Here is a 23655-nt window from a genome sequence, read left to right as displayed (position 1 = left end):
TCCGATCAGGGAGTCGTGTCGTCCGCGCCGGCCAGGCCGGTCGCGGCGTAATAGCCGGTGATGTGGTCGTGCACGAGGGCTGCGGCGGTGTCGGCGCGCCCCTCGTCGATCGCACGGACGATGTCGCGGTGCTCGGCGCGGAGTCGCGCCGCCATGCCGGCCCAGTCCTGGATCCCCGCGGATCCGGTCCGCACGTAGGACTCGATGCTGTCCCGCAGCCCCGTCATCATCGCGGCGACGACCGCGTTCCCACTGGCCTCGGCGAGCGCGAGGTGCAGCTGCGCGTCGAGCGCGAGGAAGTCGGCGGCGCCGAGCTCGGCATCCATCGCGTCGAGGAGGCGGTGGATCTCGGCGGTGTCGCCCTCTCCCCCGGCGAGAGCCGCGACGACGGCCTGCTCCAGGATCAGGCGCGTGCCGACGACGTCCGCGATCGGGAAGCCCTGCGCAGCGACCTGGAGCCGCAGGAGCGCGGACAGGCCCCCTCCTGGTGCGGCGATGACGATCGCACCCGCCTGCGGGCCGGATCCGGTCGAGGTGCGGATGAGCCCCATCACCTCGAGCACGCGGATCGCCTCGCGCACGCTGGAGCGCCCCACGCCCAGCTCGGCCGCGAGGTCGCGCTCGCTCGGCAGCCGGTCCCCCGGACCGAACTCGCCGTCCAGCAGGCGCTGCTCGACGTGCTGCAGCACCGTGCGCCAGGTGCGCGCGGGCGCATCCCCGTGTTCGCTCATCGCCCCTCCTGTGGTCAGACCACACGATACCCCCTGTGGTCAGACCACGCAACGGCCCCCGCCACAACTGAGTCGTCCCCCTCAGCGCACGCCATGGGGTGCGCTGAGGGGGACGACTCGGAAGATAGGGGTCAGCCCAGGCGGCCGTGGGACTCCTCGAGGTAGCAGTGGCCGCAGAGGGACTCGTACGCGACCGGTCCCTGGGCCTGACGGAGGGCTCCGTCGATCGCGACCTGGTCGCCGTCGAACACGAAGCGGTCGCCGATCCGACGACCGTTGAAGACCGCCTTGCGCCCGCAGCGGCAGATCGTCTTGAGCTCCTCGAGCGTGTGCGCGATCGCGAGCAGCCGCCCGGATCCCGGGAACGCATGCGTGAGGAAGTCGTTGCGGATCCCGTACGCGAGCACGGGGATGTCGTCCTCCACCGCGATGCGGAACAGGTCGTCGACCTGTTCCGGCTCCAGGAACTGCGCCTCGTCCACGAGGAGGCAGGCGATGTCGGATCCGTCCTGCTGCGCCCGGGACCGCTCGCTCCGGAACAGCTCCCTCGCGCTCTCCCCTGCGGCGATGAGGAAGTCGACCTCGCGGGTCATGCCGAGGCGGCTCTCGATCTGCGAGGCGCCCTTGGTGTCGATCGCGGGCTTCGCGAGCAGCACCTGCTGGCCGCGCTCCTCATAGTTGTAGGCGGCCTGCAGCAGCGCCGTGGACTTGCCGGAGTTCATCGCCCCGTAGCGGAAGTACAGCTTGGCCACGGCGCGGGATCAGGCCGTCAGATCGAGCGTCTTCGCGGTGGCGCCCATCGACGCGCGCGCATCGGCCGCGGAGTCGTTGAGCTTCTCACCGAGCGTCGGGATCAGCTTCTGCAGCTTCGGCTCCCACTCCCCGTACTGCTCGGGGAAGCAGCGCTGAAGCACGTCGAGCATCACCGGAACGGCGGTGGACGCGCCCGGAGAGGCACCCAGCAGGCCCGCGATCGTGCCGTCGGCGGCCGCGACGACCTCGGTGCCGAACTGCAGCTTGCCGCCCTTCATGACCTGTGCGCGCTGGCCGGCCTGCAGCAGCTCCCAGTCGCCGTCCGCGGCGGTGGGCATGAACTCGCGCAACGTCGAGACCTTCTTGTGGTGCGTCTTCAGAAGCTCGCTGACCAGGTACTTGATCAGGTCGAAGTTCGTGAACGCGACCTTGAGCATGCTGCCCAGGTTGTGCGGGCGCACCTGCGTCACGATGTCGAGCATCCCGCCCTGCTTGAGGAACTTCGGGCTGAAGGTGGCGAACGGTCCGAACAGCAGGCTCGTCTCGCCGTCCACGACACGGGTGTCCAGGTGCGGCACCGACATCGGCGGGGCCCCGACGGGGGCCTGCGAGTACACCTTGGCCTGGTGCTTGGCGACGATCGCCGGGTTCGACGTCTTCAGCCACTGCCCGCCGATCGGGAAGCAGCCGTAGCCCTTGATCTCGGAGATGCCGGATCCCTGCAGCAGCTTGAGCGCCCAGCCGCCCGCGCCGACGAACACGAAGCGCGCGTTGATCGCCCCCGGGGTGCGCCCGATCACGTTGCGGAAGCGCACGTCCCAGGTGCCGTCCTTGCGCTGCGAGAGCTTGCGGACCTCGTGGTTGCGCCGCAGGGTGAAGCGCTCGTCCTCGGTGAGGTGGTCGAAGAGCTGGCGGGTGAGGGATCCGAAGTCCACATCCGTGCCGCTGGGCACCCTGGTCGCGGCGAAGGGCTCGCCCTTGCGGCGCTGCTCCATGAGCAGCGGCGCCCACTGGTTGATGACGCGGGAGTCCTCGCTGAACTCGATCCCCGCGAACAGCGGCTGCTCCTTGAGCACCTCGTAGCGGTGGCGCAGGTAGTCCACGTCCTTCTGCCCGCGCACGAACGTCATGTGCGGGGTGGAGTTGATGAAGGTCGTGGGGGCGTCGAGCACGCCGCGGTCGACGAGGGTGGACCACAGCTGGCGGCTGAGCTGGAACTGCTCGTTGATGCCGATCGCCTTCGCCGGGTCGAGCGCGCCGTCCTTGCCCTCAGGCATGTAGTTCAGCTCGCACAGGGCGGCGTGCCCCGTGCCCGCGTTGTTCCACGCGTTCGAGCTCTCCTCCGCGACGTCGCCGAGTCGCTCGAAGGCCACGACCTTCCAGTCGGGCTGGAGTTCGCGGAGCAGGGTTCCGAGGGTGGCGCTCATGATGCCACCGCCGATGAGGACGACGTCGACGGATTCAGTCACGCGACCAGTCTAGTTCGCCCCGAGGTCGCCGATATTCGCCGCAGCGGCCATCCGGCCAGCGGAATTCGCCGCGGCGGAGGTCAGTCGCCGAGGCGAGCGGCGACCAGCTCCGCGACCTGGACCGCGTTCAGCGCGGCGCCCTTGCGCAGGTTGTCGTTGCTGATGAACAGCACGAGCCCCTTGCCCTCCGGCGCGGACTGGTCGGCACGGATCCGCCCGACGTAGCTCGGGTCCTTGCCCGCGGCGTACAGCGGCGTCGGCACCTCTTCGACCACCACGCCGGGAGCCGCGGCGAGCACGTCGTACGCGCGCTGCGGGCTGATGTCGTTCGCGAACTCGGCATTGATCGACAGCGAGTGCCCGGTGAAGACCGGCACGCGCACGCACGTCCCCGCGACGCGGAGGTCCGGCAGCCCGAGGATCTTGCGGCTCTCGTTGCGGAGCTTCTTCTCCTCGTCGGTCTCGTTGAGACCATCGTCGACGATGGATCCGGCGAGCGGGATGACGTCGAACGCGATCGGCGCCACGTACTTCTCCGGCTGCGGGAAGTCGAGCGCGGATCCGTCGTGCACGAGCTTCAGGGTGTCGCCCTGGGCGAGCACGCCCTCGACCTGGCCCAGCAGCTCCTGCGCGCCGGCGAGGCCGGACCCGCTCACGGCCTGGTACGTGCTCACGATCAGGCGCTCGAGCCCTGCTTCGGCGTGCAGCGCCTTGAGCACGGGCATCGCGGCCATCGTGGTGCAGTTGGGGTTCGCGATGATGCCCTTGGGGGCGTCGGCGATCGCCTCGGGGTTGACCTCGCTCACCACGAGCGGCACCTCGGGGTCCATTCGCCAGGCGCTCGAGTTGTCGACCACGACGGCGCCGGCCGCGGCGAAGCGGGGGGCGTAGGCGCGGCTCGCGGTGGCGCCCGCGGAGAACAGCGCGATCTCGACACCGGCCGGATCCGCGGTCTCCACATCCTCCACGATCACCGGCGTGCCGCCGAAGTCGATCGCCGTGCCGGCCGAGCGGGCCGAGGCGAACAGGCGCAGCTCGCGGATCGGGAAGGAGCGCTCCGCGAGGATGTCGCGCATGACGGTGCCGACCTGGCCGGTGGCGCCGACGATCGCGACGGAGAATCCTGAGTCGGAGATGCGGGTCATGGGGATGCTTCCTTGGCTTCGTGCCGTGGCGGGTGCCGGACGGCGGACGAGGCGGAGGCGCGGTCGCCGGGTGTGGCGGATCGGTCCGCGCCTGGCGCCGGTGTCAGGGTTTGGGCGATTCTACCGGGTTCCGAAGGGAGCCCGGCGCAGGGGTGGTCGAGCGGGACGGGTCAGCGACCGGTGCCGGCGGCGACGACGGCCTCGACCTCGCCGTCCAGGCCGTACGCGGCGTGCACGACGCGCGCGGCCTCGGCGAGCTCGTCGCCGCGCACGACGACGGAGATCCGGATCTCGGAGGTCGAGATCATCTCCAGGTTCACGCCCGCGGTCGACAGCGCCTCGAAGAGGATCGCGGAGACGCCCGAGTGCGTGCGCATGCCGGCGCCCACGACCGAGAGCTTCCCGATCTGGTCGTCGTGCAGGAGGCTCTCGAAGCCCACGTCGGCCTGCTCGGCGGCGAGCGCCTTGAGCGCCGCGGAGGCGTCCGACTTCGGCAGCGTAAAGGAGATGTCGGTTCGTCCCGTGGACGCCGCAGAGACGTTCTGCACGATCATGTCGACGTTCGCGCCGGACTTGGCGACGATCTTGAAGATCTCCGCGGCCTTCCCCGGCACGTCGGGAACGCCCGCGACGGTGACCTTGGCCTGGCTGAGGTCGGTGGCGACACCGGCGACGATCGGCTCTTCCATGGCTTCTCCCTCGGATTCGCGGGGGTTCTTCATGCCCTCGCCCAGAACGTAGGTACCCTCGTTCGACGTGAACGTCGACCGGGCGTGGATCAGGACGCCGTGCCGGCGCGCGTACTCGACGGCGCGGATGTACAGCACTTTGGCGCCGTTCGCGGCGAGTTCGAGCATCTCCTCGCTCGACACGTGCGAGAGCTTGTGCGCGAGCGGGACCACGCGCGGATCCGCCGTGTAGATGCCGTCGACGTCGCTGTAGATCTCGCAGACGTCGGCGCCGAGCGCCGCAGCGAGGGCGACGGCGGTGGTGTCGGATCCGCCGCGACCGAGGGTCGTGATGTCCTGCGTGTCGTCGTTGATGCCCTGGAAGCCGGCGACGATGACGATCGCGCCCTCGTCGAGCGCCTCGCGCAGGCGCGTCGGGGTGACCTCGACGATGCGCGCGGATCCGTGCCTGCTGTCGGTGCGCATCCCGGCCTGCGGGCCGGTGAAGGAGCGCGCGTCGAAGCCCATGGAGTGGATCGCCATCGCGAGCAGCGCCATCGAGATGCGCTCTCCGCTGGAGAGCAGCATGTCGAGCTCGCGCGGGGCGGGGATCGGCGCGACCTGGGCCGCGAGGTCGAGCAGCTCGTCCGTGGTGTCACCCATCGCGCTCACGGCCACGACGACGTCGTGCCCGGCACGACGCGTGTCGACGATGCGCTTCGCGACGCGCTTGATGCTCTCTGCGTCGGCGACGGACGAGCCGCCGTACTTCTGCACGATGAGGGCCACGGATCACTCCTGGGGGATGCCGGGCGCCGGAGGCGGCGCACCATCGCACATTCTACGAGCGCCCTCCATGCCGGATCCGGTATGTGACGGCGGCCGGGGCGAGGTCGGGCTCGCGGGGCGGGGCTCGTTCGCGGTGCTTCTCAGAGCAGACCGCGGCGGCGGGCCTCGGAGACGGCGCCGGTGCGGCTCTCCGCCCCGAGCTTGTCGAGCAGGTGCACGATATGGGTTTTGACGGTGGCCTCCGTGACGAACAGACGCACCGCGATCTCGCGGTTGCTGAGCCCCTCCGCCACGAGCGCCAGCACCTCCTGCTCGCGCGCGGTGAGCTCGACCCGAGGTGCGCGCAGCGCGGCCACGAGGCGTTCGTCCCCGCCCGGGGTGGGAACGGTCGATCCGGCGGCCGCGTCCACGATCGCGCGGGAGATGACCTCGACCCCGACCTCCTTGAGCAGGTACCCGGCGGCACCCGCCTCCACCGCGCGGACGATCTGGGCGTCGTGGTCGAACGTGGTGAGGATCAGCACCGCGGGCGGCGCCGGGAGCGCCCGCAGCGCCGCGGTCGTGGCGACGCCGTCCATGCCGTCACCGAGACGCAGATCGCACAGCACCACATCGGGATGCAGCGTGCGGGCGGCCTCGACGGCCTCCTCACCGGTGCCGACCTCGGCGAGGACGTCGAAGCCGCGCGCCTCGACGACCGCACGGATCCCTGCGCGCACGATCGGGTGATCGTCGACGATGATCAGCCGGACGCTCATGCCGCTCCCCCGGCCGCGTCGCCGCCGCTGCCCGCGCCAAGACCGGCGCCGGTGCTGGTGCTGGTGCTGGTGCCGAGCGGCAGCGACGCCTCGATCGTCGTTCCCGCGCCCGGCGCGGATCGGATCGTGAGCTCCCCGCCTCCCTCTCGCAGCCGTGAGCGCATCGCGGCGAGGCCGTAGGACGCGTCGGAGCGGCGCACGGCCTGATCGAACCCGACCCCGTCGTCCTCGAGCCGCAGGCGCACGGATCCGCCGCCGGACGTCAGCGAGACCTGGACCGTCTGCGCCTGCGCGTGCTGGCGCACATTGGCGAGCGCCGACTGGGCGACCCGCAGCAGGGCGACCTCCACCGGAGTCGGCAGTGCGGGGAGGTCCGGATCCACCTGCAGCGTGCCGGCGATGCCGATCTCGTCGCGCAGGGCGTCGAGCATGCGGGCGAGTGCGGCGGCGAGGGCCGACTCGTCGAGGTCGGCGGGTGCGAGGGCCGCGACGATGCGGCGCAGCTCGGTGAGCGAGTGCTGGGCGAGCTGCTCGATCTGCGCGGTGCGATCCTGGCGCATCCCGGCGACGGGGGGCGTCTGGTGCGCGGCGACGCCACCCGCGGGGGCCGGCGGATCCAGACGGGCGAGCATGACGATCGTGCTGAGTTCCTGCGCGATCGTGTCATGCAGGTCGCGGGCGAGCCGGGTGCGCTCGCGCGTCGCGCCGGCCTCGCGCTGACTCGCGGCGAGTTCGTCGTGCAGACGCTCCGCTTCGTGCTGAGCGCGCAGCATCGAGTCGATGAGGCGTTCCCGCTCGGCCGCGTCGCGCAGCATCGCGTCGTATCCCAGGGACACCGCGAACGCGAACCCACCGCCGACGAGGGGGCCGATCAGGTGCGCGAGCAGCGTGCCCGGTTGCACGCCGCCCGGATGCAGCATCGGCGCGAGGATCGATGCCGCGAGCACCACGACCATGAACGCGAAGGACCACGGCAACCGCAGCACGTGCCCGGCGAGAAGGAGGAGCGGGAATGCGAGCCAGACGAACTCCGCGGACAGGGCGAGCATCCCGACCCAGATCGCGAGCAGCCCCAGCATCCACCAGACGGCGGCACGCTTGTGCGCGAAACCCGCGCCGGCGCCGTACCACGCGAGGTAAACCGCGGCGGCGAGCAGAACCGGGAGCAGCTCCCCCTCGACGCCCGCGCGCGCCGTGGTGACGACGACCAGCACGACCGTGATGAGGTGCAGGGCGAACCGTGCGCCGCGCAGCATCCGCTGACGGGCGGATCCGGATGCGCGGTTCATGCTCCGATTCTCCCGCGCGGACGGGGCGTCTGCCCAGCGCCGGGCCTCGTTCGTTCGATGGATGCGCCTCGCGAGGGATGCGCGCAGGCTGGCATCATGACCGCTTCTGCCGACATCACCGCCCCGTCCTCCTCCGCGCCCGCACAGCGACGCGCCCTCACCCAGCTCTTCGTCGCCGCCGTCGTCTGGATCGCACTGGGCCTCGTGGCAGGGCTGTTCTACCGGGAGTTCACGAAGGCGCAGGGCTTCCCGGACGGAGTGAGCGGGCAGCTCGCGCTGGTACACACCCATCTGCTCGCGCTCGGCGCGCTCGTGACGCTCATCGTGCTCGCGCTCGAGAAGACGTTCGCGTTGTCCGCGAGCCGCCTGTTCTCGTGGTTCTTCTGGATCTACAACGCCGGCGTGCTCGTGACGGGCGCGATGATGACCTGGCACGGGATCCTCGACGTGCTCAAGGTCGAGGCGTCCAAGGCCATCTCCGGCATCGCGGGTGCCGGTCATATCCTGATCGGAGCGGCCTTCGTGCTCCTGCTGATCACTCTGTGGAAGGGGATCCGTCGGGCGTCCTGACCTCCGGCGGCACGGCCGCATCCCCCGGGCGCGGCGCCACCACCACAGGCACCGGCGGCACCGGCTCGGCGGTCAGCTCCACCGCGGTCTCGTCGACGGCGGCTCTGGGCCGCAGCCGGCCGCCGGTTCCGGCGAACCAGCACCCGATGATCACGAGCGGGAACCCGATGATCAGCCCAGGGGTGAGCGGCTCGGCGAGCACGATCGCCCCCAGGAGGATCGCGATCACCGGGTTGACGTAGGTGAACAGCGGCGCGCGGACCGGGCCGACCTCCTTGATGAGGGCGAAGAAGGCGAGGAACGCGATCGCGGTGCAGACGACGCCCAGGGCGATCAGCGCGACGATCGACGGCACGGTCGGCACCGTGTGCTGCGTGAGCAGCGCGACCGGCAGATAGAGGATCCCGATGAACAGCAGCGCGAGCGTGATCGTGCCGATCGACGGCACATGGCCGAGCTTGCGGGCGACGATGAACGGCGCGGTCGCATAGAGCACGGCGACGAGCAGCACCTCCCCCGCCGCGAGGAAGTCGACCTTCCCGCCCGCGAGGCCGGGGCCCGCGACCACGACGCCGACGCCGACGAACCCGACCAGCAGGCCGATCAGCCGCGCCGGGCTCAGCACGCCCCGGTCTCCGCCGCCCAGCGCGATGAGCGCCGCGAACAGGGGGACCGTGGCGACGAGCAGGCCCGTCAGCCCGGACGGCAGGGACTGCTCGGCGTGGCCGAGGAGGAGGAACGGACCCGCCATCTCCACGAGGCCGAACGCGAGCACCCAGGGCCAGTGCTTCCATGCGGCCTTGATCGCACCGCTGCGGATCGCGAACGGGAGCAGCAGCAGCGCCGCGATGAGGGTGCGCCCCGCGACCATCGCCGGCGGCGAGAACGACTCCACGACCACGCTGATGAGCAGGTAGGGCACGCCCCAGAGCAGGCACATCGCGCCGAAGAGCAGCCAGCCCCGACGGGTGAAGCCGGTTCCGCTCAAAGTACGCGCCGCCCCTCGAAGGCTCGCCCGAGCGTGACCTCGTCCGCGTACTCCAAGTCGCCGCCCACCGGCAGCCCCGACGCGAGACGCGAGACGGTGATCTGCATGGTGGTGAGCAGCCGGCTGAGGTAGCTCGCCGTCGCCTCGCCCTCGAGGTTCGGGTTCGTGGCGAGGATGACCTCCTGCACGGTGCCGTCGGCGAGCCGCGTCATCAGCTGGGCGATCCGCAGATCGTCGGGTCCGATGCCGGCGATCGGGCTGATCGCGCCGCCGAGCACGTGGTAGAGCCCGCGGAACTCGCGCGTGCGCTCGATCGCCGCGACGTCCTTGGCGTCCTCGACCACGCAGATCAGCGCGGCGTTGCGGCGCGGGTCGCGGCAGATCGCGCAGCGCTCCTGCTCCGCGACATTGCCGCAGATCTCGCAGAACCGCACCCGTTCGCGCACCTCGACGAGCAGCTCGGAGAGCCGTTTCACGTCGAAGGAGGGCGTCTGCAGAATGTGGAACGCGATGCGCTGGGCGGACTTCGGGCCGATGCCCGGCAGGCGGCCGAACTCGTCGATCAGCTCCTGGACGATGCCGTCGTACATCTCGTGATCCTCATGATCGCTCGTTCACTGTTCACTGGGTCGCCGCTGCCACGGTTCCTCACTGGAACCGGGTCTGCGGCTCGTACGGCTCCTCGCGGAGGAACCTCGCGCCGAGCACCTGACGCACCACCGCCTCGCCGTAGCGCTGCACGCCCGGCGCGCCGGAGCGCGGGGCCCGGTCGGCGACCGCGGGTGCGGGAGACGCGGCACGCGGCGCGGGATCCGGCCGTGCGGCGGACGCAGGACCCGGTCGTGCCGCGGACGCAGGACTCGGATCCGCCCCGCCGATCTCGGACGCGGTCTGTCCGACCGAAGCCAACGCCGGCTCGGGGGCGCCGTACGGACCAGGACCGGCATCCGGACCAGGACCGGCATCCGGGCCCGGGTCGTCGGCGTCGTCGGGGAACGGCGGCTCGTCGTCGAGGACGTCGCCGTCATGCCCCGGCTCGTACCAGCCGGACGCCGGCATCGCCTCGACGTCGGCGGGCTCCTCGTCGACCGGGAACTGCGCGACCCGCGGTTCGGATGCGGCCGGTCCGGCGTCCGCAGACGTCGTGGGTTCGGTCACAGGCACGGTGGGTTCGGACGCCACCGGCGCGGTGCTGGCAGTATCCGCCGGCGGGGCGGGTTCCGTCTCCCCCCGAGGGATCGCGGCGACCGCCCACTCCGTGACGGGGGCGGCGGACGTCGGGGCCGGGCGCCGCGGTGCGCGAGCCGCGCTCGAGGAGGGCACCGGGGGCGTCGTCGCGTCGGAGCCGCGCTCCTCGGGCTCGGACGAGGTCTGGTCGGAGGGGCGCGGGGCCTTCCCGCTCTCGGCTAAGTTCCGTTCGGGAGCCGCCCCGGGCAGCGGAGCCGGCAGGTACTTGACCTTGACGGCGAGTTCGCCTTCGATCGCGGCGCGCAGGTGGTCGGAGGGGCCGTCACCGGGCTTCGTGCCCTTGAACCGGGCGACATCGTTCGGTCCGGGGAACCCGAGTGTGAGCACCTCGGTCTCGGCGTCGTAGGCGAGCGGCTGCACCGCGGTGACCACGAGCCAGGATCCGCGGCTGATCTTCTCGAGTCGTCCGAGCACGGCGGTCCAGGCGGCGCGGACCCGGTCGATGTCGACGGGACCGGCCGCGGGGGCCGCTTCCGATACGGGGGCCGCTTCCGATGCGGGGGCGGGCTCGGCGACGGGTGTCGCCTCGGCCGCCGGGGCAGGCTCGGCATCGACCGCAGGCGCGGTCTCGGCCGCGGAGGCCCGGGCAGGCTCAGCCGCGGGCTCGGGTGCGCCGACGGAGGCCGGGACCGCAGCGCCGGTGGGCGGCGTCGAGGCATCGCGCTTCGCCGACGGAGCCGGGGCAGCGGACGGCGCCGCAGCCGGAGCAGCCGCCGCGGGAGCAGCCGCGGGAACAGCAGGGGCGGCAGCAGCCGCAGCAGCGGGAATCGCCGCGGGCGCCGTCTCCCCGCCTCCGGAGAGCGCGGTCAGCACGCGGGCGACGAGCAGTTCGAGATGCAGACGCGGCGACGTCGCTCCGGACATGTCGTCCAGCGCCGAGCTCACGAGATCCGCCGCGCGCGACAGGCGCGGACCGCCGAACGCCGCGGCCTGGCCGCGCATGCGGGTCAGCTCGTCCTCCGGGACCCCGCGCAGCACTGCGGAGGCCGCGTCCCCGACCGCCGCGATCACGATGAGGTCGCGGAGCCGCTCGAGCAGGTCGTCGACGAAGCGGCGCGGATCCTGTCCGGTCTGCACCACCCGGTCGATCGCCGGGAAGGCGCCGGCCGCATCGCCCGCGGCGAGCGCGTCCACGATCTCATCGAGCAGTGCGGAGTGCGTGTAGCCGAGCAGCGCGACCGCGCGCTCGTAGCCGACGTCGCCGTTCTCCGAGCCCGCGATGAGCTGGTCGAGCAGCGAGAGCGTGTCACGCGGGGACCCGCCGCCCGCGCGCACGACGAGCGGCAGCACGCCCTGGGCGACGGTCACGCCCTCCTCGGCGCACAGCTTCTCGACGTACTCGAGCATCGCCGCGGGCGGCACCAGCCGGAACGGGTAGTGATGCGTCCGAGAGCGGATCGTGCCGAGCACCTTCTCGGGCTCGGTGGTCGCGAAGATGAACTTGATGTGCGGCGGCGGCTCCTCGACGAGCTTCAGCAGGGCGTTGAAGCCCTGCGGCGTCACCATGTGCGCCTCGTCGAGGATGAAGATCTTGAACCGGTCGCGGCTGGGCGCGAAAGTCGCGCGCTCGCGCAGGTCTCTGGCGTCATCGACGCCGTTGTGGCTGGCCGCGTCGATCTCGACGACGTCGAGGGATCCACCGCCGTTGCGCGACAGCTCGACACAGCTCGGGCACACGCCGCACGGGGTGTCGGTAGGGCCTTCGGCGCAGTTCAGGCAGCGCGCCAGGATGCGTGCGGACGTGGTCTTCCCGCAGCCTCGCGGGCCGGAGAACAGATAGGCGTGGCCCACCCGATCGCCACGCAGCGCGGTCATGAGCGGATCGGTCACCTGCGACTGCCCGATCATCTCCCCGAAGTTCTCGGGCCGGTAACGGCGGTACAGGGCTGTGCTCACCCGACAAGACTACGGTGTGCGTCGGACATCGGCGCGGGCCATCCGAGGTCGGTGCGGTGGCATCCGCGGCATCGGCTCCGACGCCGCACCGGACGGCGCAGGAGAAGCTCCCGAGAACCCCTGCCGCGCCCCCTCGAACGGACGTACTCTGAAGGAGGAGGTGGATGATGACGCAGGTGGCAGCGGGCGACCGGATCCGCATCCACGGCCGGGTGGTGGGCGGCGCGGAGCGATCCGGCGTGGTCCTCGAAGTGCGCGGCGAGCTCCTCGTCGTGCGCTACGACGACGGGCACGAGGCAGTGCTCGCACCGGGCAGTGACTGCGAGATCAGGCACGGAGAGTAGCCGAGGCCGGGAAGCACCGGCCCCGCGGCGGGCGCCGATCCCCTCGAGAGCCTCGGGGACCGGCGCCACGGCCGGGACTACTCGCCCGATTCTCCGACGTGGCCGACGATCGGGATCGCCGAGGTCGTCGGCACGGTCGGCGACAGGATCGTGCCGTCCTCGCGGCGGGCCCGGGAGCCGAACTCGGGACGCCCGCGGAGGACAGGCCCCTGGTCCGCGAGATGCACGGTGGCAGGAGCCTCGGTCGAGGCCGTGTGCGCGACCCCGCGCACCGAGAACGAGACCGGATCCCCCGAGCGGACCTCGACCAGCAGCCGGTCCGCGGTCAGCGTGATCTGCAACTGGGAGCCGTGCCACTGCAGCGGGTACGACAGCTCGGGCCAGTCGGTCGGCAGGCGGGGATCGAAGCTGAGTTCGCCGTCATGGTCGCGCATGCCGCCGAATCCGCACACGAGCGCAGTCCACACGCCGCCCGCGGACGCCACGTGCACACCGTCCGAGGCGTTGCGGTGCAGGTCGCCCAGGTCGACGTAGATCGCATGCTCGAAGTACTCGTACGCCAGGTCCTGGTACCCGACCTCCGCGGCGAGGATCGACTGGACGACCGCCGACAGGGTCGAGTCGCCCGTGGTGAGCGGGTCGTAGTACTCGAAGTCGGCGAGTTTCTCCGCCTCGCTGAAGTGGTTGCCCTGCAGGAACAGCGCGAGCACCACATCCGCCTGCTTCAGCACCTGGAACCGGTAGATCACGAGCGGGTGGAAGTGCAGCAGCAGAGGGCGCTGCTCGGCCGGGGTGGCCGGCAGATCCCACACCTCGCGCTCGAGGAACAGCGAATCCTGCGGGTGGATTCCCAGGGCCGGGCTGAACGGGATGTGCATCGCGTCGGCCGCGCGCTCCCACCGCTCGACCTCCGCGGGCTCGATGCCGAGCCGCTCCACGGCGGCGTCGTACGCCTCCGGCGCGTCCGCGGCCATCTCCCGCACCACACGTGCCGCGAAGCGCAGGTTGTACCGGGCCATGACGTTCGTGAAGAGGTTGTCGTTGACGACCGTGGTGTACTCGTCGGGGCCGGTGACGCCGTGGATGTGGAACGTGTCCACGCCCGCGGCCGAGCGCCAGAAGCCGAGTGTCGCCCACATCCGCGCGGTCTCGACGGCGATGTCCACGCCCTGGCGATAGAGGAAGTCATCGTCGCCGGTCGCGCGCACGTACTTCCCGAGCGCATAGCTGACGTCGGCGTTGATGTGGTACTGCGCGGTGCCCGCGGCGTAGTACGCGCTGGCCTCCTCGCCGTTGATCGTGCGCCAGGGGAAGAGCGCCCCGCTCTCGTTCAGCTGGCCGGCGCGGCGGCGCGCGGCGGGCAGCATGTGCACGCGGCAGCGCAGCGCGTTGCGCGCGAACTGCGGCGACGTGTAGGTGAGGAACGGCAGCACGTACACCTCGGTGTCCCAGAAGTAGTGTCCGCCGTAGCCGGATCCGCTCACGCCCTTCGCCGAGACGCCGGCGCCGTCGGCGCGCGCGGAGGCCTGTGCGATCTGGAACAGGCACCAGCGGGTCGCCTGCTGCAGGTCGTCGTGTCCGGCGATGCGCACGTCGCTGCGCTCCCAGAACGCGGTCAGCCACTCCGCCTGCTTGGCGAACTCCGCTTCCACGCCCTCCACCGCGGCGCGGTCGAGCGTGCGCCGGCAGCGGTCGATGAGCTCGCGCGCGGGAACGCCGCGGGACGTGTGGTAGCTCACGAGCTTCGTCACGCGCGTGGGGACGCCGGCCTTCGCCTGCACCCGGAACACGTTCTTCGCGATGTCGGGCTCCACGAGCTGCCGTGCGGTGTACTCGTTGTCGGTCTCGACCAGGTGGTCGGCGACCACCGCGAGGGTCATGCCGGAGTCCGCGACGCGATAGGCGAGGGCGGAACGCCCGCCGTCCTGCCAGTACTCGGCGGGCTGCAGCACGCGGTCGCCGATCCGCTCCGCCTTGCGCGGATCGAAGCCGGCCTTCTCCCCCGGGGATCCCGCCGCCATCGACGGCACTCCCCCGTACACGTCCTCGCCGTCCTGCCGGTTCAGCAGCTGGCACGAGATGGTCACGGGGGCGTCGGCGTTCTCGACCGTGACCTCGAGGCGCAGCACCGCGAGGTGGCGCTCGACGAAGGACACGATCCGCTCGTCGCGGATGCGCACCCGCTTGCCCGAGGGCGTCTCCCACAGCACCTCGCGGCTGAGGACGCCCGTGCGGAAGTCGAGCTCGCGGCGGTACTCGCGCACGTCCGCCTCGTCGAAGCTCAGCGGCTCGTCGTCGACGTACACCCGCATGACCTTGGCGTCGGGGGCGTTCACGATCGTCTGGCCGACTTCGGCGAATCCGAAGGCCTGCTCGGCATGGCGGATCTTCCAGGTCTCATGCAGCCCGTTGATGAAGGTGCCGTGCTCGAGCGCGTTGCGGCCCTCGATGTGATTGCCGCGCAGGCCGAGATAGCCGTTGCCGAGACCCATGAGCGTCTCCGAGACGCCAGGGCTCGCATGCGGATAGGACGTCTCGACCAGACGCCACGGGTCGACGGGGAAGAGGTCGCGATCGATCATGCAGTGCTCTCCGTGAGGGGATCGGTTCAGGACAGGAAGCGGTCGAGGTCGTCGACGACGACGGTCGCGCCGTGGGCGAGGAGGGAGTCGGATCCAGCTCCGCGGTCGACTCCGACGACCGTGCCGTAGCCGGCCGCGGCGGCCGAGGCGACGCCGCTGGTCGCGTCCTCGACGGCGACCGCGGATGCCGGATCGACGCCGATGCGCTCGGCGCCGACGCGGAACACGTCCGGCGCGGGCTTGGAGGCGAGGTGCTCCCGCTCGGCGACGACGCCGTCCACGACCACCGAGAAGAAGTCGCGGATGCCGGCCGTGGCCAGCACCTCCTCCGCGTTCTTGGAGCTGGACACGACCGCCATCGGCACTCCGGCGGCGCTCAGCTCCCGCAGCAGGGCGAGGGATCCGGGATACGGCGCGATGCCGTCGCGGCGCAGCGCCTCCGAGAACGCCACGTTCTTGCGGTTGCCGATCCCGCAGACGGTGTCGGCCTCCGGATCGTCGTCGACGGACCCCCACGGGATCTCCACGTTGCGGCTGCGGAGCAGGCTCGCGACGCCGTCGTAGCGCTTCTTGCCGTCGACATAGGCGAAGTAGTCCTCGTCGGCGTACGCGGGAGCGATGCCCCAGAGCAGGAACACCTCGTCGAACACCGCCTGCCAGGCACGCATGTGCACCTCGGCGGTCGGCGTCAGCACGCCGTCGAGATCGAACAGCACGGCGGCCGCGCGATGCAGATCGGGAAGCGCTGCAGGGGTGTCGGGCACGGCGGAGCCTCCGGGTGGCTGAGAACGGGATCTGTCGGATCGGCACGTCTGGGTGCCACCCTGTCAAGGGTAGTGGGCGCGGGGTGCTGCGGGAAGGCGTGCGGACGTCGAAACTCAGGGCAAGGTCGCGACCTTCTCGGCGGTGACGACCCGCAGCTCGGGGATCCCGGCGCCGTTGTACACCGTGGTCCGATTCGCCACCGAGGGCACTACGAATCCGATCCGCAGCACGTCGCCGCTCACAGCGGTGTCGAGGACCCCTGGATCCGCCGTCAGAGCGACCGGGTTCGCGGCGTCCTCCAGCGCACTCCCCGGCGGCGTCACGCCGATGAAGCCGATGAGCCCCGTCGTGTCGCGAAGGCTCTGCGGAATGGTCTCGGTGCCGACCTGGATCTCGACGTAGGCCGTGTGCTGCTCCCCCTCGTGGCCGGCCGGGTCGTGGAGAAGGGCCTCCAGCTGCGCGAGATCCAGCGCGGGATACGCCGGGTCGACAGCCGGAACGGGCGGGGCGGGCGAGGCGGGCGGGCTCGTCACGACGACCGGCGGGGCGCCGCCGACCGCCGAGCCCTCGGAGGAGGACTGCTCCGACAGCCCGGCGACGAGCCCTAGCGCGGCGGGGATCAGAATGAGCGCCGCGATGACGATCACGATGAGGGGCGCCCACGACCGTCGCTGCGGCGGCGTCTCGGGTTCGGGAGCGCCGGCGGGCCGCGGACGGCCGTGCCGATCGTGCTCGAGCGGCGGGATCACGTACGGGGCCGTGAGCTTCTTCGGCACCGCGGAGTACACGGTGGGCCTGCGCTCGTCGTGTCCCATGCTCGGACACTAGCGCGTCTACGGTCCGATCCTTCGAACCTGGTTCCGGGATGGGTCACCCGGGTGGGCCGAGGGCATCGGCGAGGATCCGGCGGATGGTGCTGGGGTAGCCGCCGCGGTTGCGCGGGCGGTGCCAGGCGCCGTGCGGGTCCCACCAGTGCGGTCCGCGGATCTCGGGGGCGCCGCAGCTCATGCGGATCCGCCATCCCGAGGTGTCGAGGGGGCGGTGGTGATGCCAGCAGAGGGCGACGCCGTTGCTGGTGTGGGTCGGGCCGCCGTCGGCATGCTCTCGGACGTGGTGGATCTCGCACCAGGTCGCGGGCACATGGCAGCCGGGGATCACGCACTCCCGGTCGCGATGCAGGATCGCGCGGCGTTGCAGGGCGTTGAAGATCCGCGCCGAGGTGCCGAGGGAGACGATCTGGCCGTGTTCGTCGTACAGCACGCGCTGGATCCCGCCGGCGCAGGCGGTGTGGTGCGCGACCGATAGGGGAACGTCGTCGTTCCTGCCCTCGATGAACGCTCGTCCGGTGCCGCGGACGTAGTCCGCCGCGGACACGGAGACGACCAATGTCGGGGCCGCGCCGCCGAGCGTGGGCATGTCCGCATGGGCGGCGGCGACGCTCAGGATCGCGGCGAAGTTGTCGTGGTTGCGCTGCGCCCGGGTGCGGGTGTCGACAGGGGCGGCCGGACCGCCTTCGAACGCCGGCTCGAGCGGGTCGTCGTCGGGTCCGCAGAAGCGCACGTCCCCGCGTCCGTCACCAGAATCGGATCCGACCGACGTGCCGGATCCTCCGGAAGCAGCATCCGAATCGCTTCCGGCGCGCCTGCTCAGGTCGGGCGAGCCTGCGGCGGCGGGATTGTTGAGCGCGTCGAGCAGGCGCTCCAGCACGCCGGCGACCTCCGGCAGCAGTCCGCCCTGCACCGGACGCACGCCGTCGCGAAGGCGGCCGATCGTGAATCCCCGGTTGTGCGCCGCACGCCGGTCGTCGGGCTCGGCGCCATCCGGGTCGATCCGGAGCATCAGGGCGCGGGCGAAATCGGCGAGTTCGTCGGTGGACGGCGCGGGGCCGGCGTTGCCGTGCTCGTCGGGCAGGTCCAGTCCTCGGGCCGTGTTCGCGAGCAGAGCGTCGAGAGCCTCACGCTCATCGTCGGTGATCCGCCCGCGGGCCCGCTCGACGGGACCGATCGCGGCGAGCAACCCGGTCACGGAGATCTCCCCGTCTCGCAGGGCCTGCCCGAGCGCCTCGAACCGGGACGGCGCGTGCTCTCCCGCAGACAGCAGGAAGTCGCACCCGACCACCTCCGCAGCGCGCACGTACCTGCGGGCCGTGCCCACATCCGCCCGCAGTGCACGGCGCAGCAGCTCGGTCAGGTCGGCGCACCCGGCGGCAGCGCTGATCGTCGACGACGCGACCCCGGCCTCCCGCTCCTTCGCATGTGCGGCCGCGGTCGTGATACCCGCGTCGAGCAGCCGCTGCACGCGCCCGAGCGACTGCAGGATGCGGATCGTCTCGGAATCCGCGACGCCCTCGAACTGCGTCGTCATCTCAACCGACGCGCACACCTGCTGGAGCAGGTGCTCGACCTGTTCCAGAGCCTCGCGCGTCGTCGATGTCATACCCCTATTCAACCCAGGGCCACGGACATTCGAACGCCCAGATCAGGAGATGTTTCCGATCTGTGCAGAACGTCCCGGATCCGCCTGCTGTGCAGGACGGAACGACCCCGGTTGCCCTTGTCGCAAGTCGCGCTCAAGAGAAGACCCGAAAGGGCGGCTCGCGACCACCGAGCGAACCGGAACAGTCGCACATCACGACCCGCGACCAGAAGGATGAGCTGGTGCGAGAAGGCCCGATCCGCTTTCGCACACGCCAGCGGCACAGGCGATACGCACGATGAGTCGCTCAGCGCCGGGCAAAAGAAAAGACCCTCCGCGCACCCGGCAGAGCCTGGTTACCCTTGCTGCGTTTCCGCCCTGGGGGATTTGGCCTGGGTGCCGCCACGCGGAGAGCCGTCGTCCAGTCTACCCGAGGTCACAGGCTACCGAGACCGGATCCCCCGCCCGACCGTCCCCGCCCCGGGTTACGATCAAGACGCGGGCGCACCGCGGCGCCCGGTGAGAGGGACGCATGCACGCCACGAACACCGCCGACGTCACCACGACCACCGCCCTGGACGCGACCTCCCGCGACGCCGCCGCGATCGATGCGACCGCCTTCGCCGGGCAGACCGCCGCGATCCTGTCCTCCATCACCGAGGTGATCGACGGCAAGGACGCCGCCGTCCGCAGCGCGCTGATCTGCCTGCTCGCGGAGGGGCACCTGCTCGTGGAGGATGTGCCCGGTGTCGGGAAGACCATGCTCGCGCGCGCTCTCGCGGCGAGCATCGACGCGACCGTGCGGCGCATCCAGTTCACCCCGGATCTGCTGCCCGGCGACGTGACGGGCGTGAGCGTCTACAACCCGGTCGCGCAGGAGTTCGAGTTCAAGCCCGGCGCGGTGTTCGCGCACATCGTGATCGCGGACGAGATCAACCGCTCCTCGCCCAAGACCCAGTCCGCGCTGCTGGAGGCGATGGAGGAGCACCAGGTCACGGTCGACGGGAACTCCCGGCCGCTCCCGGATCCGTTCCTCGTGGTCGCCACCCAGAACCCCCTCGAGATGGAGGGCACGTACGCCCTGCCGGAGGCCCAGCGCGACCGGTTCATGATGCGGATCTCGATGGGCTACCCGGATGCAGCGGCCGAGACGCTCATGCTGCGCCAGCGGGACACGGCCAACCCGCTCGACGCCATCCGCCCCGTGCTCACCGCGACAGATGTGCGGGCGCTCATCGCATGGGCGCGGGCGGTGCACGTCGCCCCCGCGCTCGAGGAGTACGCGGTGGCGCTGTCGCAGGCCACCCGGAGCGACCCGAACCTGCACCTCGGGGCGAGCCCCAGGGCGACGCTGCAGCTCGTGCGCGCGGCGAAGGTGCAGGCCGCCCTGGACGGGCGCGACTACGTCGTCCCGGACGATCTCACCTCGCTGCTGCCTGCCGTGTTCGCGCACCGGCTGATCCCCGCCCGCGGGCTGCACCGGGCCGGAGCGCGCCCGATCGAGGCCGCGCTCGAGGGCATCGTCCGGCGGATCCCGGTGCCGGTGGGCCTTCCGCGGTGAACCGGCGGGAGAGCGCGCACCGCGCGGCGGATCCGCCCGGCCGGAGGATGACCGGGCGCGGTGTGAGCGCGCTCCTGACCGGGATACTCCTCGTGGTCGGCGCGAACGTGCTGGCAACGCCGGTGCTGCTGTACGTGGCCGCACTGCTGTTCGCACTGCTGATCCTCGCGGCACTGTTCGTGTTCGTCCCGCGCCGCCGCGCGCGGGTCGGCCGGACGGTCGCCGCAGACCTGCTCACCGTCGGCGATGACACCTGGGTGCGGGTGCGGGTGGATCTCCGCACGGTCATGCGGGAGCCGACCGGACGCTGGTGTGACGGACTGCCTGCGGCCGTGCACGGCTCCGCGACCGGCGCGTTCCCACCCGACGACGTCGAGCGGATCCCCGGTGGAGCGACCATGACGATGACGTACCCGATCTCGGGCGTGCGCCGAGGGCTCGCCTCGCTCGGCCCGTTGCGGCTCAGCACCGCGGATCCGTTCGGACTGTTCGTCCGCACGGACGAGCTGGGCGATGTGACTCCGATCACGATCGTGCCGCAGGTCGTGCCGCTCCCGCGGCTGACCGACCGCACCGGCCGGGCCGGTGGCACGGCGCAGACCTCGTCGCACCGGCTCGGCCAGGGCGCGGACAATCTCTCCCCCCGCCGGTACGTCCCCGGAGACTCGATGCGGCGCATCCACTGGCGCGCGACGGCGCACCGCGGCGATCTGATGGTGCGCCAGGAGGAGCAGGAGTCGAGCCCCGATGCCCTGGTGGTGCTCGACCGCGCCGGCGTGCGCTGGGTCACGGCGGGCGGGGACACGGATTTCGACGCCTTCGACCGCGCGGTCACGGCCTGCGCCTCGATCGCGGTGCATCTCGTGGACAACGGCTTCGCGGTCGACGTGGTCGACGCGACCGGCGTGCTGATCGGCCGGCTGCGCGGCGCGGAGGACGAGCGCGACGGCCTGCTCGTGAGCCTCGCCGGCACGGCGCCGCGCTCCGGCGAGCGCGACCACGGGCTGCCGGCGGCGAGCGAGGGGCACACCGTCGGTCCGCTCGTCGTGATCACAGGCGCGATCGATGCGGCCGACGCCGGCGCGCTCCCGCACGGTGGGGCCGGAACCCCGATCCTGATCGCCACCGCGCCCGGGCCGGACGCGCTGTCCGCCGCCGAGGCCCAGGGCTGGCGCGCCGCGACGCTCGGCGACGATCCGGCCGACGCCTGGGCCGACGCGGGCGCGGGCGAGCCCGGATCCGCCTCGGCGGACGCCGGATCCGTGCGCGGCGGCGAGGCCAGGACTCCCTCCGCCCGTGGTGCGCAGGAGACGGCTCATGTCCGCTGACCTCGGCGCGTACGGGGGTCCCCTGCCGCAGCGCCGGACGGATGGCGGACCCGTGGCCGCCGCGCTGCTGACCGCGCTGGGGCTGGTCGTGGCGGTGTGGCCGCTCAGTGCGGTCATCCAGCCGGGCGCGTGGGGGGCGGGGGCCATGGCGACCGCGGGAACGGTGGTGGTCGCGGGCGCTCTCGTCCGCTTCCTCGCCCGCCGCGCCCCGGTCTGGCTCGCGATCCCGGCCGTGCCCGTCGTGCAGCTCGGCGCGGGCGCGATCGCGCTCACGGTGTTCACGGCGCGGCAGGCCGGTCGCGGATGGGTGCTGCCGACGCCCGAGGTGTGGCACGCCATCGACGCGTTCTTCACCGCCGCGCTCGGCGAGATCCGCGGGGGCGTCGCTCCGCTCGTGCCCTCCCCCGCGATCGCCGTGAGCGTCGCCGCTGCGGCAGGGCTCATCGCGGTGGTGCTGGACCTCGTGCTGGTGACGCTGCGCACGCCGCTCATCGCCGCCGTGCTGGTCACCGCGCTCGGCGCGGCGCCGGGGATCGTCGTCCACCAGGGCGCGAACCCGGTGTGGTTCATCGGGCTGGCCCTCGCGATCCTGTTCTTCCTGCATGTGCGGTTCGCGCCTCCCGGGTCGGAGCGTCCCGCGCCGGCGACGGCGACGCGGGACGACGAGGCCGCGGCCCGCCGAGAGCATCCCGACGCGCCCCTGCGCACGCGGCGGCTGCCCGCCGTCGTCCTGGGCTTCCTGGCCGTACTCGCGGCGTTGATCGTGTCACCGCTGCTGCCCTTGTCCGCTTCGGGACTCAACATTGGCGGGGGCAGTACCACCCTCAGCGCGACCCTCGACCTCGGCCAGGATCTCCGCCGCCCCTCCCCCGTGACCGCGCTCACCCTGATCACCCAGGACGGCACGCCGCCGTACCTGCGCATCGCGACCCTCACCCGGTTCGACGGATCAGCCTGGCAGCCGGACCGGCCCACCACCGTGCCGCTGTCGCAGGGGTTCGGCGACGTCGCCGCGCCGGAGGGGGTCGCGGTGCACAAGACCAAGACCACGATCCGCACCGCCGGGATCTCCGGATCCTGGCTGCCCGTGCCGTACCAGGCCATGGCCGTGCGCGGCGAGAACGGCAGCTGGAACGCGGCCGCCGACAATCGCACCGTGATCGCGGCGAACGCCGACGCGGCCGACCAGAACTACTCGATCGACACGGCCGTGCTCCAGCCCACGCTCGATCAGATCCGCGCATCCACCTCGTCCGGGGCCGACGCCCCCGCCGAGTTGCGCGCCCTGCCCGCGGAGATGCCCGCGGTCATCGCCGACAGCGCACGCCAGGTCGTCGGCGACGCCACCACCGACTACGACCGTCTGATCGCCCTGCAGACGTGGTTCCGCGCCGGGTTCCGCTATTCCCTGCAGACGCCGGTCGACGACGGCTTCGACGGCACCAACGTCGACGCGGTGGCGAGGTTCCTGGCCGTGCGCGAGGGCTACTGCGTGCACTTCGCCGGGGCCTTCGCCCTCATGGCCCGCTCGCTGGGCATGCCGACGCGGATCGTCGTCGGCTACCTGCCCGGCACGGCCACCGACCGCCGTTCCGACGACGGCAAAGTCGTGTACGAGGTCTCCTCGGACCAGCTGCACTCCTGGCCCGAGGTGTACTTCACCGACATCGGCTGGGTGCCGTTCGAGCCGACCGCGACGCGCGGCATCCCGACCGCATTCACCGAGGACAGCACCGGCGCCGGGGCCGGCGCGGCGCCCTCCGCCGGCGCGACGCCCGCACCCACGTCGACCGGCGCCGCCAAGGATCCGAAGAACCTCGATGTCCCGAACGCCGGTGCCACCGGGGCGTCGACGCCGGCCGCGCTGCAGGCGATGCCGGTGGTCTGGACGATCCTGGGCGTGCTCGCGGTGCTGCTGATCCCGGCCCTGATCCGGCGCCTGCAGACCGCGCGGCGCCGTGCCGCCGCAGGCCGCGGAGACGCCGTGGCCGCCTGGACCGAGCTGCGCGCGACGCTGCAGGATCTGGGCCTGCCGGCCTCGCCCGCGGAGTCGCCGCGCGCACGCGGCGAGCGCCTGGTCCGGGAGCGCGGAGTGGATCCCGCCGACATGGATGCGCTCGTGCGCGCGATCGAGCGCGCCAGCTATGCGCGCCAGGCAGCCGACTCCCCGCCGGACGACGTCGATCTGCGCCCGCCGCTCGACGCGATCCGAGCGCGGCTGCGCGCGCACGTCTCCCGCCGCGACAGGATCGCCGCGGCGCTGACCCCGCGTTCGCTGCTCGGCTCCCGGCTGCTCGCGACTTCGACGTCCTGATCCTCTGACACGGCGCCGGGTGTGTCCTGTCCGACGCCGGCG

19 protein-coding genes and 1 other RNA gene are annotated in these 23655 nt (G+C 71.9%); 5 read left to right on the top strand and 15 right to left on the bottom strand.

Annotated elements, in window-relative coordinates; all coding sequences use genetic code 11:
* Positions 1 to 5: 5 nt before the first annotated feature.
* From ACFC1J_RS15495 to ACFC1J_RS15465, 7 genes are all read right to left on the bottom strand, one after another.
* Positions 6 to 731 carry a FadR/GntR family transcriptional regulator gene (locus ACFC1J_RS15495; protein ID WP_375907928.1) on the bottom strand — a complete coding sequence of 242 codons (726 nt, stop codon included), beginning with the start codon at positions 729 to 731 and terminating at the stop codon, positions 6 to 8.
* Between the two features lie 131 nt (positions 732 to 862).
* Positions 863 to 1483: a thymidine kinase gene (locus tag ACFC1J_RS15490; RefSeq protein WP_375907925.1), complete on the bottom strand. Its 621-nt coding sequence runs from the start codon at positions 1481 to 1483 to the stop codon at positions 863 to 865.
* A 9-nt stretch (positions 1484 to 1492) separates the two neighbouring features.
* On the bottom strand, positions 1493 to 2953 hold the full coding sequence (mqo, locus tag ACFC1J_RS15485; RefSeq protein ID WP_375907922.1) for a malate dehydrogenase (quinone): 1461 nt from the start codon (positions 2951 to 2953) through the stop codon (positions 1493 to 1495).
* 80 nt (positions 2954 to 3033) lie between these two features.
* Positions 3034 to 4098 (bottom strand): aspartate-semialdehyde dehydrogenase, encoded by a 1065-nt coding sequence (locus tag ACFC1J_RS15480; RefSeq protein ID WP_375907919.1) that lies wholly within the window; start codon positions 4096 to 4098, stop codon positions 3034 to 3036.
* Positions 4099 to 4268: 170 nt separating this feature from the next.
* Positions 4269 to 5555: an aspartate kinase gene (locus ACFC1J_RS15475; protein WP_375907916.1), complete on the bottom strand. Its 1287-nt coding sequence runs from the start codon at positions 5553 to 5555 to the stop codon at positions 4269 to 4271.
* A 140-nt stretch (positions 5556 to 5695) separates the two neighbouring features.
* Positions 5696 to 6313 (bottom strand): response regulator, encoded by a 618-nt coding sequence (locus ACFC1J_RS15470; protein WP_375907913.1) that lies wholly within the window; start codon positions 6311 to 6313, stop codon positions 5696 to 5698.
* Positions 6310 to 7602: a sensor histidine kinase gene (locus ACFC1J_RS15465; RefSeq protein WP_375907910.1), complete on the bottom strand. Its 1293-nt coding sequence runs from the start codon at positions 7600 to 7602 to the stop codon at positions 6310 to 6312. The genes ACFC1J_RS15470 and ACFC1J_RS15465 overlap by 4 nt, the downstream gene beginning before the upstream one ends.
* Before the next feature lie 96 nt (positions 7603 to 7698).
* Between ACFC1J_RS15465 and ACFC1J_RS15460 the strand changes: the two genes are divergently transcribed.
* Entirely contained in the window at positions 7699 to 8172 is a 474-nt protein-coding gene (locus ACFC1J_RS15460; protein WP_375907907.1) for a DUF2871 domain-containing protein, read from the top strand.
* Here ACFC1J_RS15460 and ACFC1J_RS15455 read toward each other — a convergent pair.
* Genes ACFC1J_RS15455 through ACFC1J_RS15445 form a run of 3 tightly spaced genes read right to left on the bottom strand, consistent with a single transcriptional unit; the run spans position 8138 to position 12256 of the window.
* Positions 8138 to 9160 carry a DMT family transporter gene (locus ACFC1J_RS15455; RefSeq protein WP_375907905.1) on the bottom strand — a complete coding sequence of 341 codons (1023 nt, stop codon included), beginning with the start codon at positions 9158 to 9160 and terminating at the stop codon, positions 8138 to 8140. The genes ACFC1J_RS15460 and ACFC1J_RS15455 overlap by 35 nt on opposite strands.
* Positions 9157 to 9750, bottom strand: coding sequence for a recombination mediator RecR (gene recR, locus ACFC1J_RS15450; RefSeq protein WP_375907902.1), 594 nt, complete (start codon positions 9748 to 9750; stop codon positions 9157 to 9159). The genes ACFC1J_RS15455 and recR overlap by 4 nt, the downstream gene beginning before the upstream one ends.
* A 58-nt stretch (positions 9751 to 9808) precedes the next feature.
* Positions 9809 to 12256, bottom strand: coding sequence for a DNA polymerase III subunit gamma and tau (locus ACFC1J_RS15445; protein WP_375908382.1), 2448 nt, complete (start codon positions 12254 to 12256; stop codon positions 9809 to 9811).
* Positions 12257 to 12468: 212 nt separating this feature from the next.
* On the opposite strand from ACFC1J_RS15445, the gene ACFC1J_RS15440 reads away from it, so the two are divergent.
* Positions 12469 to 12648, top strand: coding sequence for a DUF1918 domain-containing protein (locus tag ACFC1J_RS15440; protein WP_375907899.1), 180 nt, complete (start codon positions 12469 to 12471; stop codon positions 12646 to 12648).
* Positions 12649 to 12725: 77 nt separating this feature from the next.
* On the opposite strand, the gene ACFC1J_RS15435 is transcribed toward ACFC1J_RS15440, so the two are convergent.
* From ACFC1J_RS15435 to ffs, 5 genes are all read right to left on the bottom strand, one after another.
* Positions 12726 to 15230, bottom strand: a complete 2505-nt coding sequence (locus ACFC1J_RS15435; RefSeq protein WP_375907896.1) for a glycoside hydrolase family 65 protein — start codon at positions 15228 to 15230, stop codon at positions 12726 to 12728.
* Between the two features lie 26 nt (positions 15231 to 15256).
* On the bottom strand, positions 15257 to 15994 hold the full coding sequence (locus ACFC1J_RS15430) for a beta-phosphoglucomutase family hydrolase (protein WP_375907893.1): 738 nt from the start codon (positions 15992 to 15994) through the stop codon (positions 15257 to 15259).
* A gap of 114 nt (positions 15995 to 16108) precedes the next feature.
* Positions 16109 to 16810 carry a hypothetical protein gene (locus tag ACFC1J_RS15425; protein WP_375907890.1) on the bottom strand — a complete coding sequence of 234 codons (702 nt, stop codon included), beginning with the start codon at positions 16808 to 16810 and terminating at the stop codon, positions 16109 to 16111.
* A 55-nt stretch (positions 16811 to 16865) separates the two neighbouring features.
* On the bottom strand, positions 16866 to 18431 hold the full coding sequence (locus tag ACFC1J_RS15420) for a DUF222 domain-containing protein (RefSeq protein WP_375907887.1): 1566 nt from the start codon (positions 18429 to 18431) through the stop codon (positions 16866 to 16868).
* 301 nt (positions 18432 to 18732) lie between these two features.
* Positions 18733 to 18829: signal recognition particle sRNA small type (gene ffs / locus ACFC1J_RS15415), an RNA gene on the bottom strand.
* Positions 18830 to 18942: 113 nt separating this feature from the next.
* Here ffs and ACFC1J_RS15410 point away from each other — a divergent pair.
* The 3 genes from ACFC1J_RS15410 (at position 18943) to ACFC1J_RS15400 (ending at position 23613) form a co-directional block, all read left to right on the top strand.
* The gene (locus ACFC1J_RS15410; protein WP_375907885.1) at positions 18943 to 19971 is read left to right on the top strand and encodes an AAA family ATPase; all 1029 of its coding nucleotides are present in this window, start codon (positions 18943 to 18945) and stop codon (positions 19969 to 19971) included.
* 62 nt (positions 19972 to 20033) lie between these two features.
* A complete protein-coding gene (locus ACFC1J_RS15405; RefSeq protein ID WP_375907882.1) occupies positions 20034 to 21299 on the top strand; it encodes a DUF58 domain-containing protein in 1266 nt (421 codons plus the stop codon).
* Complete coding sequence (locus tag ACFC1J_RS15400) at positions 21289 to 23613, top strand: DUF3488 and DUF4129 domain-containing transglutaminase family protein (protein ID WP_375907879.1); 2325 nt, start codon at positions 21289 to 21291, stop codon at positions 23611 to 23613. Before ACFC1J_RS15405 ends, ACFC1J_RS15400 begins: the two co-directional genes overlap by 11 nt.
* Positions 23614 to 23655 lie beyond the last annotated feature (42 nt).

Origin of the sequence: Microbacterium sp. NPDC056052, from assembly GCF_042266785.1 — a bacterium.
Lineage (GTDB): Bacteria > Actinomycetota > Actinomycetes > Actinomycetales > Microbacteriaceae > Microbacterium.
The sequence above is the reverse complement of the archived record's forward strand: the minus strand, read 5'-3'. Positions and strand labels throughout refer to the sequence as shown.